We start from the raw sequence: 13,173 nt of genomic DNA on the forward strand, positions 1-13,173 counted from the left end.
TCCGTTCCTGCATCCGGTTGCCGTGTCATGTCGTGTCATGTATCGAGTCCCTTGACCCGTACGGAGAACTCGCCCTCCGCCACCCGCGCGCGCAGCACCTCGTCGTCCGCCACGTCCCCCGGCGAGCGCACCACGTGCCCGTCCGCCCGCTGCAGCACCGCATAGCCGCGTTCCAGCGTCGCCGCCGGGGACAGGGCCACCACCCGGGCCAGGGTGTGCGCGAGTTCGGAGTCCGCCCGGTCCAACAGGTGGCCCAGCGTGCGCCGGCTGCGCCCCAGCAGGGCGTCCAGCTCCTCCTCCCGGCTCTCCACCATCCGCTGCGGATGGACGAACACCGGCCGGCCGAGGGCGTGCGCGAGCCCCCGCTCCTCCCGGTCCAGCAGCGCGCGCACGGCCCGCAGGCCCCGCGCCTGGAGCTGGCGCACCCGCTCCAGCTCCTCGCCGACGTCCGGGACGACCTTCTTCGCCGCGTCCGTGGGCGTGGAGGCCCGAAGGTCCGCGACCAGGTCCAGCAGCGGCGCATCCGGCTCGTGCCCGATCGCCGAGACCACCGGCGTGCGGGCCGCCGCGACCGCCCGCACGACCTCCTCGTCGGAGAACGGCAGCAGGTCCTCCACGCTGCCGCCGCCGCGCGCCACGATGATCACGTCGACCTCGTCCAGGGCGTCGAGCTCCTGGACCGCCCGGACCACCTGCGGCACCGCGTGCACGCCCTGCACGGCCACGTTGCGCACCTCGAAGCGGACCGCCGGCCAGCGGCGCCGCGCGTTCTCCAGCACGTCGCGCTCGGCCGCCGAGGCCCGCCCGACCACCAGCCCGATCAGCTGCGGCAGGAACGGCAGCGGCTTCTTGCGGTCCAGGGCGAACAGGCCCTCGGCGGCCAGCGAGCGCTTGAGCCGCTCCAGCCGGGCGAGCAGCTCGCCGATGCCCACCGGCCGTATCTCCGTGGCCCGCAGCGACAGCTGGCCGCGCGGGGCGTACCACTCGGGCTTGGCCAGGACCACGACGCGCGAGCCCTCCGTCACCGCGTCCGCGACCTCGTCGTAGACCTGCCGGAAGCAGGTCACCCCGATCGAGATGTCGTGCGAGGGGTCGCGCAGCGTCAGGAAGACCACCCCGGCCCCCGGCCGCCGCGAGAGCTGCGTGATCTGCCCCTCCACCCAGACCTGGCCGAGCCGGTCGATCCAGCCCCCGATGAGCCGCGACACCCGGCCGACCGGCAGCGGCGCGTCGGCCGATGTATTCAGACCCATGCACGCAGGCTAACCGCCCGCACCGACACCGTCTCCGGGCCCGGCCCGGCGGCCGTCGGCGCGTCGGCCGCGCTGGAGCACCAGCACTCCCAGGCCGACCGCGAGCCACACCGCCCCCACGACCTGCGCCGTCGGGGACGCCTCGACGATCACCGCGACGGTCACCGCCGCGCCCAGCACCGGCACCAGCAGGTGCTTCCACCACACCGGCGCGCCCCCGCCGCGCCGTACGACGAACCAGCCGACGACCGAGGCGTGCAGCAGCGTGAACGCCACCAGCGCCCCGATGTCCACCACGGAGACCAGGTGGTCCAGCCCGTCGTCGCGCCGGGCCGCCCACACCGCCGCGACCAGCGTGATCAGCGCGGCCGCCAGCAGCGCCGGCCGCGGGGTCCCGCCCGAGGTGCGCGCCAGCGCCCGCGGCAGGCGCCGCTCCCGGGCCATGGCGAACACCAGCCGGCCGGCCGCCGCCTGCCCGGCCAGCGCGGCGAACGCCGCACCGACCGCCTTGCCGGCCGCGACCAGGTCGTGCAGCCACGGCCCGACGGAGGACTCCACCGCCGTGTAGAACGCCGGGCCCTGCTGCGCCGGGTCCGCCGCGAGAGCGGCCGCGGGCACCGGCATCAGCAGCGCCGCCAGGTACGACTGGACCGCGAACAGCAGCCCGGCCAGCCCCAGGCAGAACAGCACCGCCCGCGCCACCCGCGCCGGGCCCCCGGCCGCCTCCTCCGCGAAGGAGGCGATCGCGTCGAAGCCCAGGTACGACAGCACCGCCACCGACACCGCGCCGAGGACCGCCGCCGCGGAGGAGCCGCCCAGCGAGCCGTCCCCCGTCAGCGGCGACAGCCAGCCGCGCCGCGGCCCGTCCTGCACCAGCGCCGCCGCGGCGGCGGCCGTGAACACCAGCAGCACCGCGACCTCCAGTGCCAGCACCGCGAAGCCGACGCGCGCGGCCGCCCGTACCCCCCACAGGTTCAGGGCGGTGGTCACCAGCACGGCCAGCGCCGTCCACGCCCACCGCGAGACCCCCGGCACCAGCGCGTGCATCGCGATCCCGGAGAACAGGTACGCCACCGCCGGGATCAGCAGGTAGTCCAGCATCGCCATCCACCCCGCCACCAGGCCCGCGCCCTCGCCGAGCCCCTTGCGGGCGTACGTGAACACCGACCCGGCCTGCGGGGCCACCCGGACCATCCGGGCGTAGCTCGACGCCGTCAGGGCCATCGCGGCGGTCGCCGCCAGGTACACCAGGGCCACCGCCCCGTGCGAGCGGGCGTCGAGCGTGCCGAAGACCCCGACCGGGGCCATGGGGGCGATGAACAGCAGCCCGTACACCACCAGGTCCCGGAAACCGAGGCTGCGCCGCAGACCGGCGCCGCCCGCACCGGCTGCCGGCGCTGACGCTGACGCTGACGAAGACGCCGTACCGGCACCGGAATCCCTCACGGAGGCCATCATTCCTCCGCGCGACGGCCGGCACGGAGATGCGACACGTCCGTCCCGTTCCGCGGCGAACCGCCGCTGCGTGGCCCGGCACGGACCCCCGTACGATGGACCGCATGAGTGCTGCCGCCCCTGCTCCCGCTTCCCGCCGCGTCCTGCTCGCCGCCCCCCGCGGCTACTGCGCGGGCGTCGACCGAGCCGTGATCGCCGTCGAGAAGGCCCTCGAGCAGTACGGCGCCCCGGTCTATGTGCGCCACGAGATCGTGCACAACAAGTACGTCGTGCAGACGCTGCAGAAAAAGGGCGCCGTCTTCGTCGAGAAGACGGAGGAGGTCCCGCCGGGCTCCATCGTGATGTTCTCCGCCCACGGCGTGGCTCCGGTGGTGCACGAGGAGGCGGCGCGCGGCCGGCTCGCGACGATCGACGCGACCTGCCCGCTGGTCACCAAGGTCCACAAGGAGGCCATCCGGTACGCGAAGGAGGACTTCGACATCCTCCTGATCGGCCACGAGGGCCACGAGGAGGTCATCGGCACCTCCGGCGAGGCCCCCGAGCACATCACGATCGTCGACGGCCCGGACGACGTCGACAAGGTCACCGTCCGCGACGAGTCCAAGGTCGTCTGGCTCTCCCAGACCACCCTCTCCGTCGACGAGACGATGGAGACGGTCGACGCGCTGAAGACCAAGTTCCCGCTGCTCGTCTCCCCGCCCAGCGACGACATCTGCTACGCCACCTCCAACCGGCAGGCGGCGGTCAAGGCCATGGGCGCCGACTCCGACCTGGTCATCGTCGTCGGCTCGAAGAACTCCTCCAACTCGATCCGGCTCGTCGAGGTCGCCCTCGACGCCGGCGCCCGCGCCGCCCACCTCGTGGACTTCGCGAGCGAGATCGACGAGGCCTGGCTCGACGGCGTCACCACGGTCGGCCTGACCTCGGGCGCCTCGGTGCCGGAGGTCCTCGTCGAGCAGGTCCTCGAATGGCTGGCGGAGCGCGGCTTCGCCGACGTCGAGATCGTCAAGACCGCCGAGGAGTCGATCACCTTCTCGCTCCCGAAGGAGCTGCGCCGCGACCTGCGCGCCGAGGCGGCCGCCCTGGTCGCAGACGAGTGACGGTTTCCGTACGGTGAGTCCATGCAGCTCTTCGGTGTGGACATCGGCGGTACCGGGATCAAGGGCGCTCCCGTGGACCTGGACCGCGGCGACCTGGCGCAGGAGCGCCACAAAGTACTGACACCGCAGCCGGCCACCCCCGACGGGGTGGCGGGCTGCGTCGTCGAGGTGGTGCGCCACTTCGACTGGGACGGACCCGTCGGGGTGACCTTCCCCGGCGTGGTCACCGGCGGCGTCACCCGCACCGCCGCCAACATGGACAAGTCGTGGATCGGCGTGGACACCGCCGCCCTGCTCTCCGAGCGGCTCGGCGGCCGGCCGGTCACCGTCCTCAACGACGCCGACGCGGCCGGCGTCGCGGAGATGACGTACGGGGCGGGCCGCGGCCGCACCGGCACCGTCATCCTGCTGACCCTGGGCACCGGCATCGGCAGCGCCGTGTTCACGGACGGGCGGCTCGTGCCGAACTCGGAGCTCGGGCACCTGGAGCTCAAGGGCCACGACGCGGAGAAGCGGGCGTCGGTCAAGGCCAAGGAGGAGGGGGAGCTGACCTGGGAGCGCTGGGCGCGCCGGGTGCAGAAGTACCTGGCGCACGTGGAGATGCTGTTCTCGCCCGACCTCTTCATCCTCGGCGGCGGCGTCAGCCGCAAGCCGGAGAAGTTCCTGCCGCTGATCGACGGGATCCGCGCCGAGATCGTCCCGGCGGCGCTCCAGAACAACGCCGGCATCGTGGGAGCGGCCATGGCGGCGAAGGCGACCAAGCCGGCGATGGCGGCGGAGGAGGGGCCGGGCTAGCCCGGCGGGGTGTTCTGGGGCTGGGCGTCAGGAAGCCCGGCGGGGGAGCCGGCCCCGCTTCCCCATGAGCACGGCCTTGCGGCCCATCGCGATCAGGGCGGCGACCAGCGTGCCGCCGTACAGCCAGCCGGCGTGCAGCGCCAGCGCGGACACGACCCCCATCAGCTGCGCGCCGAAGCCGCCGCCCGAGCCGCCGGAGATCGGCCAGACCCCGACGGCGAAGGCGATCGGCGCGGCGATCGGGGCGGTGACCAGGTCGGCGGGCCGCACCCAGATCGCGGTGGCGGCCGAGACGGGCAGGAACAGCAGCCCGTACCCGAACAGCGAACCGTCGAAGAACAGCCAGACGAACCCGGCGACCAGGGTCATGGACACGCACGCGAACAGCCCGCCGCCGAGCCCCGTCAGCATCGGCCGCGGCAGCCTACGCCCCGCAGCCGGCCGCGGCGGCCCGCCCTGCGAGGGCACGCCGGGCATGCCCTGCGGCGCGGCCGCGCGGGCGCGGGGCTGCTGCTGTCGCTGCGGGTGATACGCCGAACGCGTCCTGTGTCGCTCCACCCCACCAAACTAGGCGGGGCGGGGCCGCTATCCCTGCGGGGACACGCGTACAACGACCGGCGCCCAGCGGAAAGTAAACTGTCCGGTGGCCCACTCCCGGGCCGCCGCCCCCTCCAGCTACGGGAAGTCGCCAACGTGTCGCTCACGATCGGAATCGTCGGCCTGCCGAATGTCGGCAAGTCGACCCTGTTCAACGCCCTGACCAAGAACGACGTGCTGGCGGCCAACTACCCGTTCGCCACCATCGAGCCGAACGTCGGCGTCGTCGGTGTCCCCGACGCCCGCCTGGCCGTCCTCGCCGGCATCTTCGGCTCGCAGCGGATCCTCCCGGCGACCGTCGACTTCGTCGACATCGCGGGCATCGTCCGCGGCGCCTCGGAGGGCGAGGGCCTGGGCAACAAGTTCCTCGCGAACATCCGCGAGTCGGACGCGATCTGCCAGGTCATCCGCGCCTTCAAGGACGAGAACGTCGTCCACGTCGACGGCAAGGTCTCGCCGAAGGACGACATCGAGACCATCAACACCGAGCTGATCCTCGCCGACCTGCAGTCCATCGAGAAGGCCGTCCCGCGCCTGACGAAGGAGGCCCGCCTCCAGAAGGACAAGGTCGCGGTGCTGGCGGCGGTGGAGAAGGCCCAGAAGATCCTCGAGGCCGGCGACACCCTGTTCTCCCACGGCATCACCAAGGGCACCGAGCAGGGCGACCTCCTGCACGAGCTGCACCTGCTCACGACGAAGCCGTTCCTGTACGTCTTCAACGTCGACGAGGACGAGCTGACGGACGACGCCTTCAAGGCCGAGCAGTCGGCGCTGGTCGCGCCGGCGGAGGCGATCTTCCTCAACGCCAAGCTGGAGGCGGACCTCGCCGAGCTGGACGACGAGGAGGCCCTCGAGCTCCTCCAGTCCGTCGGCCAGGACGAGCCCGGCCTCGCCACCCTCGGCCGCGTCGGCTTCGCCACCCTGGGCCTGCAGACGTACCTGACGGCCGGCCCGAAGGAAACCCGCGCCTGGACCATCAAGCAGGGCGCCACCGCCCCCGAGGCCGCCGGCGTGATCCACACCGACTTCCAGCGCGGCTTCATCAAGGCCGAGGTCATCTCCTTCGAGGACCTGGTCGAATGCGGCTCGGTCGCCGAAGCCCGCGCCAAGGGCAAGGCCCGCATGGAGGGCAAGGACTACGTCATGCAGGACGGCGACGTGGTCGAGTTCAGGTTCAACGTGTAGCGGGTGACGTATCACCACGTCGCTGATCTGGCAAACGTGCAGGTCAGAGAGGGTCCGACTCTTCGGGGTCGGGCCCTTGGTTTTTCCCGTGCTGGGATGGTGCTGGGATAGCTGACCCCTCGTCACCTGTCATCGCCCCTGCTCATCCCTACCGTGCTGGGATCGTGCTGGGATGGGATGGGATGGGGGTGCCCGTGCTGGGATTTGCGTGAGCGGGGCGCTGACCGAGCTGTGAAGGTAGTGCAGACGTGGCGCTTTTCCTACTCGTTTGACACAATCGAGGGTATGGCTGAGGCGACGTACAGCATCGGGGAAGGGCCAGCGACGCGGGTGAGCTTGTCGCTGCCGGAGGGGACCGCGGAGGCGATCCGGGCTCGCGTGGGCAAGCGGGAGTTCTCCGCGTTCATCGCCGAGGCGGTCGAGCGTGAGCTGCGCGGGCAGGTCCTGGACGAGTACCTGGCGGACTACGAGAGCCGCAAGGGGCCGGTCTCCGAGCCGGCTCGTCAGCGGGCGCGGCAGGTCTTCGACCAGGTGTTCGCCGAGGAGGCCGAGTGGCCCGCCGCAGGCTGAGACACGAGGGGACGCTCGTCCTCGACAGCGAGGGACTCTCGAAGCTGCTCGCTGACGAAGAACAGGTGGTGGCTCTGATCGCCGAGGCGCGCTCGCGTGGCATGGAGGTCGTGATCAGTGCGCTCACCATCATCGAGGCCGTCCACGCCCGTACGAACAAGTCACGCCTGAACTGGGTGCTTTCCGGGCTGCGGGTCGTCCCGGTCGGTGACGAGGAGGCGAGGGCTGCCTCGAAGTTGCTGATGAATGCCGGATTGCACGGACACAAGTACGCGATCGATGCGGCCGTCGCCGAGGCCGCGCTGCGACAGCACCGCCCCGTGGTCATGCTGACTTCCGATATTGACGACATGGCCAAGCTGTGCGGCGAGCGGGTCCGGCTCGTGGCGGTGTGATTTCCCTTGGTCCGGCTCAGTAGGAGCGGGGTCCGTAGGGGCTCCAGTGACCGAGGAAGGGCTTGAGGTCGTCGCCGCTGGGTTTCGGCGGCGTGGGCAGTTTCGGCGCTGAGACCGATCCGGTGAGGTTTTGGAGGTGCGCGTCCGCGAACGCGAGCCACGCCTCGACCTCGGTCCGCTCCTGCCCGGGCGGAAGTGATGTGGCATGGACGCCTACTGCTGCGACGTATTCAGTCAGGCGCCTGGCCTGGTACCAGGTGTCCGCCTGTTCTCCGAGGTGTTTGACGCGGTAGGCGTGGGCGTAGGCGGCGTGCGCTTCCTGCATGGCGGCTTCCCAGCGCTTTTGCTGTAGCTCTCTGGCTTGCTGGCCTGCAAGGCGTTTGCGTTCTGCGGCCTCGCCGCGGAGTCCGACCTCCTGCACGATCTCGGCGAGTTGTTCTTCCAGAGGCCGGTCGGGGAGATCTGCCCATTCGCTTGCACGGTGCGGGCTGCCGCCGCGGAGTATGAAGCGTAGGCGGCTGGAGGGGGTGTAGTCGAAGCGGGGGATGCGCATCCATGAGTGCTTCTTGGCGTCGGCGAGTTCCTTGTCTGTGGGGACGTGTTCGTTGCGGTCCTGTTCTTGGAGGACGAGGAATCCGACACTTTCGCCGTGGGCGGTGATGGAGAAGTGCGGTGGTGCCTTGCGGCGCCGATGGGGCGGGGGCGCGCCTTGTGTGGTGCCGAGCGATGCCTTGTGGCCTTGGGCTGTGGTGGCGGCGATGAGGGTTTGGATGATGCGCAGGGCTCGGCCCTGGAGGGGTTTGGTCAGGCCCATGGGCTGCGGTTGCTTTTGGAGGGCGGCCACGACGGCATGGGGTTTGGTGAGTCTGGCCGGCACAGGGAGCGGGGTGAGTTCCGCGAGGCGCCAGGCAGGGATGTTGACCAGCTTGATCTCGTAGCCGCGGTGGGTGCGGTATCCGTGGATTTCCTGCGTGTGGGGGATCTTGCCGGACTTGCGGGCGGCGTGGACCCGTGACGCCCAATTCACCGCGTGCGGGCCGGATTCGATGGGCTTGATGAGACAGCCGTCGTTCGCAACGGCCAGTTCATCGAGTAGCTGGTCCGCGTAGTTCGCAAGGGCCTTCGGCACGGCTCGGGGGCGCGGCGGTGCCGCGGGGCGCTCCGGCGGTCGGGTGCTCTGCTCCACGGGGCGGATGCCGCGTTCGATGAGATGCTGCCGCCCCTTCTCGGTGAGGTGGACGCTCCAATGCCCGCGGCGTTTGGTGACTTTCATGAGCCCTCGGTTCTGCAGGGCTTGTCCGCTGGTCTTGTACGTGCTGTCTGGCCAGACTCCGTCGGGACACCCCTGGCCCACCCAGCCGAGCACGGCCTGCTGCCGCTTGTTGAGGGCCTGTTCCATGTAGCCTCCCGCCGTTCCCTGAATGCCCTGCACACGGAGACGATGCCCGCTGCCCTTGCGGGAATTCTGGGCTGCTGAAAGGACTCCTCGTTCGGATGAGAGATATAGAGGGCGTGTTTACGGCGAGAGTCCCGGGCGGCTACGCAGCCTCGTCGCGCATGGCGGACTGGGCCGACTCGCTTTCGACGCCGATGACTTCGACGGTCACGCCGCGAGCGGCGAGGGCCTTCGCGGTCTGGGCCAGGGTGATGGCGGAGAACGGGAAGAGGGAGTCCGGCGTGAGCTTGGCTCCGTCCTTCAGAAGGATCGCGAAGACGACGCGGCGCGGGGTGAAGTCCTCGGGGACGCTGCGGGCCGGATCGCTGTTGACGTGTACGGACCGGGCGAACTCCGCGCGTACGGCCGCGTTCTCGAAGAGGAGCTCAACGGAGACGCGCGCCTGGCTGAACAGGTGACTCAGCGGGCTTGAGGAGTGCACGGGCTTCACGAGGACAAGAGTGTCGTCCTCGGTGAACAGGTCGCAGATCTCGACGGAGTTGCTTGCCCGAAAGGGGTTGTGGACATTCTTCTTGTCCAGGCAGACCCAGCCGCGACGGGCCTGGGCGGCCAGCTTGTTGTAGTCGCCTTCGTCTACGGGACGCATCACGCGCATACCCTTCTTGTTGAGCTTCTCGACGAGCGGCCAGCGGGGGAGATCGACGGAGGGCGTGTCGGGGAACAAGGGAGCCACGGTCTCGTTGACGTTGCGCAGGTAGCCCGCCCCGAGCTCGTACCACTCACCGTCGAGCAGACAGAACGTGCGGGAGTCGAGGGAGAAAGTGGCCTCGATCCACTTCATGGCGGTTTCCTTGGACAGGGCTTCCAGGGAGGCGGTGCGCGGGGCGAGCGCGGTCCGTGCGGAGAGCGTGTCACGAAATAGTTCGACGGTGCCCTGCCGGAGCGCCGTGACGCGGGCGCCTGCCTTGATCACACGGGCCCGCTCCAGGACGTAGTCGAGACTGAACTCGTCCCGGAGGTGAGGCGGGCAGGACCCGATCTTGATGGTGCAGGCGGTGGACCGGGGCAGGTCTGTGCTCTGGGAGAAGGGGACGGCGGTGATGATCCGGCCGTCTGCGGGACGGCCGAGCGTGGCGTCCAGTTCCGCATCGAGCGCGTCGATGAGGGAAGCGTCCTTGACCGCGGTGATGTGCTCGACGAAGGCCAGGTCGGGGTGGGGAACGACGTGCTCGCAGATCGCGGCGATGGCGCGGATGTCCTTGACCAGTGTGGCGGGGGTGGTGCCGAGTTTGATACGGAGACCGATGCCGCCCTCCGCGGTCATGGCCCCGTTCCTAGTGCCGCTCCCTGCGGTGAGTTCGACTTCGTCGAGGTAGCCGCCGAGGTGGCGGATGATCCGCCCGTGGTCCCGGAGTCCGAGTGCCGGTACGGAGGCGCCGGCAGGGATCAGGGAACTGTCGATGCGCGCCTGGCCGAGGACGCTGGCAGTGAAGTCCCGCACCTGACGCGGGTTGATGGCGCGGATACCGAAGGACAGACCGAAGTGCGCGTCCTTGAGCTGGGCGGGGAGAAGCCGGTAGCCCTGGTCGAAGCCGATCGCGTACACCACGTCGTCGACGGCGAGCACGAGCAGTGCGCCGGTGCGCTGCTCGCTCTGCAGCAGGTCCGATTCGCCGGCGAGCCGGAGGATGTCCTTGCCCCAGGCGGCTTCCTCCTTCGCTACGGCGAAGGACACCGCGAGGGCGGGAACTCCCATGTGATCGCTGACGTCGCGCACGACCGCGTCCAGGGCGTCGAGGGCGTCGACGTCGAGGGCTTCGAGCATCGACTCAGGGGTCGCCTTGACGTGGGTCAGGCGGTACAGGGTGCGCTTCGACGCGGTGCTGGACACAGAGGTCTCCTGGGGCGAGGTTGCGGTGCGGTTCGGTAACACGAGCGGCCTTACGGGACGGGTGGTGTCGAGGCGGACAGGGGTGAGCGCCCGGCAAGGGAGCAGAGGTGCGGCGATGAGGACGCCGATGCGGTTGGACTCGTATGGGGCTGGCGTCCCGGCGGGTGGTGCCGGGGTGATGGTGACGACGGTGCCAGAAGATTGGAGGTTAAATTGTTCGAGAACCTGATAACCCTGGTTATCAACCGCTGGCGAAGTTGAGAGCTCGACCGGCTGTAGCGTGTGAGGTGCCCTGGGAGAAACGTTCTCGACCGAGAGCACGAGGCAGTCGTCACGAAGGGAACGGAACCGCATGGCTGGCGCACGTGAAGCGACCGATCCCATCCTGCCCGAGGAGATCTTTTGGCGGATCAGTTACGCCGAAATTGGGACCTTGGCCCAGGTCCAACGTCCCGTCGTCACCACCTGGGCCCGCCGGCACGCGGATTTCCCCGAGCCCGTCGCTTACGAGGGGGCCAGCCCGCTCTTCGACGGCCGTGAAGTCGCCGAATGGCTTCTGTCCACCGGCCGCGGTAATGCCGACGCCGGCCAGATCCGGGCGGAGCTTGTGCTGCACACCCTGTCTGCCTGGCGGCGCGCGATCCCCGCTCGCACGCTGGTCGACACGGTGACCGCACTGCTCTGCCTGCGTCAGCTCCTCGACGAACCGCTCGCGGACCTGCCCTGGCAGGCGATCCTGGAGCGTGCCGCCGAGACCGACTTCGACGACACCTTCCTCCGAAGAGAGCTGCGCGACCTGCCCGACGCCGACCGTCAGGGCCCCCTGCTCGCCATGCTCGCCGACCAGCTCACCGAGGCCGCCTACACCCCGGCCGAAGCGCTCGAACGAGTCATGGACGCCCGCCGCCGCCTCGGCTGCGACGACCTCGCCGCCGATGAACCGATTCCGCCGGTGAGCCAGACAATGGCCCGCCTGACCGGCCTCGCGCGACTGAACGAGTGCGAGGAAGGGGCAACGGCCGCCGTCCTGCATCCCCGGAGCGGCGATCTACTGGTCGCCCTGCGCGAATCCGTGTCCGATGCCGAGAACTCACCCTTCTTCCTCTCCGCGGACCCGATGCCGGACCTGGCCCGGCTCGCCCGCCGCCGCCTCATGGCACAGGGCGTCCAGGAATTCGAGATGGACCTTGCCGACGGCGAGGAACTGGCTACGGAAGACTGGGGAAACCCGCACGTCATCGCCTGCTGCCTCCCTTACGAGGCGGCCGAGACCCGCAGCCCGCTCGCCGTTCTGCAGAGCCTGCAGGACCTCACCGACCTCCTCGCCGAGGACTGCATGGCCGTCGTCCTGGGACCCGCCGACGCGCTCGTCCGGCCCCTGCCCGCACGCGGGGAAGCGGACCGCCTCCGCCGGGACTTCCTGGAACAGCACCTCCTCAAGGCCGCGATCAGCCTCCCCGAAGGCGTACTCCCCTTCCGCCCGGCCCACCGCACCGCGATCTGGATCTTGCACCGCACCCCCGAAGACAAGCGCACCGGACAGGTCCTCCTCGCCGACCTCTCCTCACGCACCCTCACCCCGCAGACCCTGGACGCACTGGCCGAGGACATCGACATCTTCCGCGACGCCGGCTGGCGGGCGGACAGCTGCCACGAACCGCGCAACGCCGCCGTCGTCCGGGCCACCGCGCTGACCAGCGCACCCGGTGCCGCGTTCACCCCGCAGCACCGCCCGCACGCCGACCGCTACACCCGCACCGTCGTCGAACGCCCGGCCCGCATCTCCGAGACCGAACTCCGCCTCCAGCAGCTAATCGACGCCACCCGCAGCGCCCTCGACCACGCGCCCACGATCCGCGCCAACGCCGTCCTGCGCCCCGACGACCAGCCGGCCCGCCGCACCACCGTGGCCCGCCTGTTCAAGGACCGCCGCCTGCGCCGGCTGCCCGGCCATCGCATCGCCGCCGAACACCTCCTCACCGGCGGCGCAGGCCACTACACCGTCCTCACCCCGGCCGAGATCACCGGCAGCGCGCCGGTCGGCAGCCACCGCATCGACCGCGCCGTACTCCTCAACACCTACGAGCACGCCTACTTCACCGAACCCGGCGACATCGTCGTCACCGCCACCCCGAGTTTCGGCGCGTACGTCGACGACGAGGGCCTGTCGGTGGTCGCCTTCCCCGCCCGCGTCCTGCGCGCACGGTCCGACGCCGAGCATCCCGTACGGCCTCGCGTCCTGGCGGCGCTCCTGCGCTCGGCGGCCACCGAACACCGGCGGGTGAGCAGCGCGGTCCGCTCCGCCCGCCGCATAGAGGATCTCCTCATCCCCGACCTCCCCAGCGACGAGGCCGAGCGTTACGACGCCTTCCTGGCCGACATCGCCCGCCGCACGGCCCTGCTTCGCCAGCACGCGGCGGCCCTCGACGACCTGACCGCTTTGACCGCCGCCGGCCTCGTCGACGGCACGCTGACCCTCACCGAACCCCCTCTCGTCTGAATCTCTCGTCCGACTCCTGAAGGAGACCCGAGCGCC

General features: G+C 70.5%; 11 protein-coding genes. 6 read left to right on the forward strand and 5 right to left on the reverse strand.

Going from position 1 to position 13,173, the window contains the following annotated elements:
* Window positions 1-35: 35 nt before the first annotated feature.
* Together xseA and AB0953_RS08760 are read right to left on the reverse strand one after the other, a co-directional pair.
* Window positions 36-1,253 carry an exodeoxyribonuclease VII large subunit gene (gene xseA, locus AB0953_RS08755; protein ID WP_366858695.1) on the reverse strand — a complete coding sequence of 406 codons (1,218 nt, stop codon included), beginning with the start codon at window positions 1,251-1,253 and terminating at the stop codon, window positions 36-38.
* Between the two features lie 9 nt (window positions 1,254-1,262).
* A complete protein-coding gene (locus tag AB0953_RS08760) occupies window positions 1,263-2,708 on the reverse strand; it encodes an APC family permease (protein ID WP_366858696.1) in 1,446 nt (481 codons plus the stop codon).
* Window positions 2,709-2,803: 95 nt separating this feature from the next.
* On the opposite strand from AB0953_RS08760, the gene AB0953_RS08765 reads away from it, so the two are divergent.
* Window positions 2,804-3,808 carry a 4-hydroxy-3-methylbut-2-enyl diphosphate reductase gene (locus AB0953_RS08765; protein WP_366858697.1) on the forward strand — a complete coding sequence of 335 codons (1,005 nt, stop codon included), beginning with the start codon at window positions 2,804-2,806 and terminating at the stop codon, window positions 3,806-3,808.
* A 21-nt stretch (window positions 3,809-3,829) separates the two neighbouring features.
* Entirely contained in the window at window positions 3,830-4,603 is a 774-nt protein-coding gene (gene ppgK, locus AB0953_RS08770) for a polyphosphate--glucose phosphotransferase (RefSeq protein ID WP_366858698.1), read from the forward strand.
* A 27-nt stretch (window positions 4,604-4,630) separates the two neighbouring features.
* On the opposite strand, the gene AB0953_RS08775 is transcribed toward ppgK, so the two are convergent.
* Window positions 4,631-5,080, reverse strand: a complete 450-nt coding sequence (locus tag AB0953_RS08775) for a DUF6542 domain-containing protein (RefSeq protein ID WP_366858936.1) — start codon at window positions 5,078-5,080, stop codon at window positions 4,631-4,633.
* A gap of 216 nt (window positions 5,081-5,296) precedes the next feature.
* Here AB0953_RS08775 and ychF point away from each other — a divergent pair, with 216 nt between their 5' ends.
* From ychF to AB0953_RS08790, 3 genes are all read left to right on the forward strand, one after another.
* Window positions 5,297-6,385: a redox-regulated ATPase YchF gene (gene ychF, locus AB0953_RS08780; protein ID WP_366858699.1), complete on the forward strand. Its 1,089-nt coding sequence runs from the start codon at window positions 5,297-5,299 to the stop codon at window positions 6,383-6,385.
* Window positions 6,386-6,670: 285 nt separating this feature from the next.
* Window positions 6,671-6,955, forward strand: a complete 285-nt coding sequence (locus AB0953_RS08785; RefSeq protein ID WP_366858700.1) for a hypothetical protein — start codon at window positions 6,671-6,673, stop codon at window positions 6,953-6,955.
* Window positions 6,937-7,350, forward strand: a complete 414-nt coding sequence (locus AB0953_RS08790; protein ID WP_366858701.1) for a PIN domain-containing protein — start codon at window positions 6,937-6,939, stop codon at window positions 7,348-7,350. Before AB0953_RS08785 ends, AB0953_RS08790 begins: the two co-directional genes overlap by 19 nt.
* Window positions 7,351-7,366: 16 nt before the next feature.
* On the opposite strand, the gene AB0953_RS08795 is transcribed toward AB0953_RS08790, so the two are convergent.
* Both AB0953_RS08795 and AB0953_RS08800 read right to left on the reverse strand, forming a co-directional pair.
* Window positions 7,367-8,749 carry a hypothetical protein gene (locus AB0953_RS08795; protein WP_366858702.1) on the reverse strand — a complete coding sequence of 461 codons (1,383 nt, stop codon included), beginning with the start codon at window positions 8,747-8,749 and terminating at the stop codon, window positions 7,367-7,369.
* A gap of 139 nt (window positions 8,750-8,888) precedes the next feature.
* Window positions 8,889-10,637 (reverse strand): DUF6119 family protein, encoded by a 1,749-nt coding sequence (locus AB0953_RS08800; protein ID WP_366858703.1) that lies wholly within the window; start codon window positions 10,635-10,637, stop codon window positions 8,889-8,891.
* Between the two features lie 352 nt (window positions 10,638-10,989).
* On the opposite strand from AB0953_RS08800, the gene AB0953_RS08805 reads away from it, so the two are divergent.
* Window positions 10,990-13,137 (forward strand): hypothetical protein, encoded by a 2,148-nt coding sequence (locus AB0953_RS08805; protein ID WP_366858704.1) that lies wholly within the window; start codon window positions 10,990-10,992, stop codon window positions 13,135-13,137.
* The last annotated feature ends 36 nt before the right edge of the window (window positions 13,138-13,173 follow it).

Origin of the sequence: Streptomyces sp. NPDC046866 (assembly GCF_040704625.1) — a bacterium.
In the GTDB taxonomy this organism is placed as follows: Bacteria; Actinomycetota; Actinomycetes; order Streptomycetales; family Streptomycetaceae; genus Streptomyces.

What these genes read in the sequence shown, in the direction of transcription:
- xseA (WP_366858695.1), bottom strand. Translation starts at nt 1,253, where the DNA reads ATGGGTCTGAATACATCGGCCGACGCGCCGCTGCCGGTCGGCCGGGTG.
- AB0953_RS08760 (WP_366858696.1), bottom strand. Translation starts at nt 2,708, where the DNA reads ATGGCCTCCGTGAGGGATTCCGGTGCCGGTACGGCGTCTTCGTCAGCG.
- AB0953_RS08765 (WP_366858697.1), top strand. Translation starts at nt 2,804, where the DNA reads ATGGACCGCATGAGTGCTGCCGCCCCTGCTCCCGCTTCCCGCCGCGTC.
- ppgK (WP_366858698.1), top strand. Translation starts at nt 3,830, where the DNA reads ATGCAGCTCTTCGGTGTGGACATCGGCGGTACCGGGATCAAGGGCGCT.
- AB0953_RS08775 (WP_366858936.1), bottom strand. Translation starts at nt 5,080, where the DNA reads ATGCCCGGCGTGCCCTCGCAGGGCGGGCCGCCGCGGCCGGCTGCGGGG.
- AB0953_RS08785 (WP_366858700.1), top strand. Translation starts at nt 6,671, where the DNA reads ATGGCTGAGGCGACGTACAGCATCGGGGAAGGGCCAGCGACGCGGGTG.
- AB0953_RS08795 (WP_366858702.1), bottom strand. Translation starts at nt 8,749, where the DNA reads ATGGAACAGGCCCTCAACAAGCGGCAGCAGGCCGTGCTCGGCTGGGTG.
- AB0953_RS08805 (WP_366858704.1), top strand. Translation starts at nt 10,990, where the DNA reads ATGGCTGGCGCACGTGAAGCGACCGATCCCATCCTGCCCGAGGAGATC.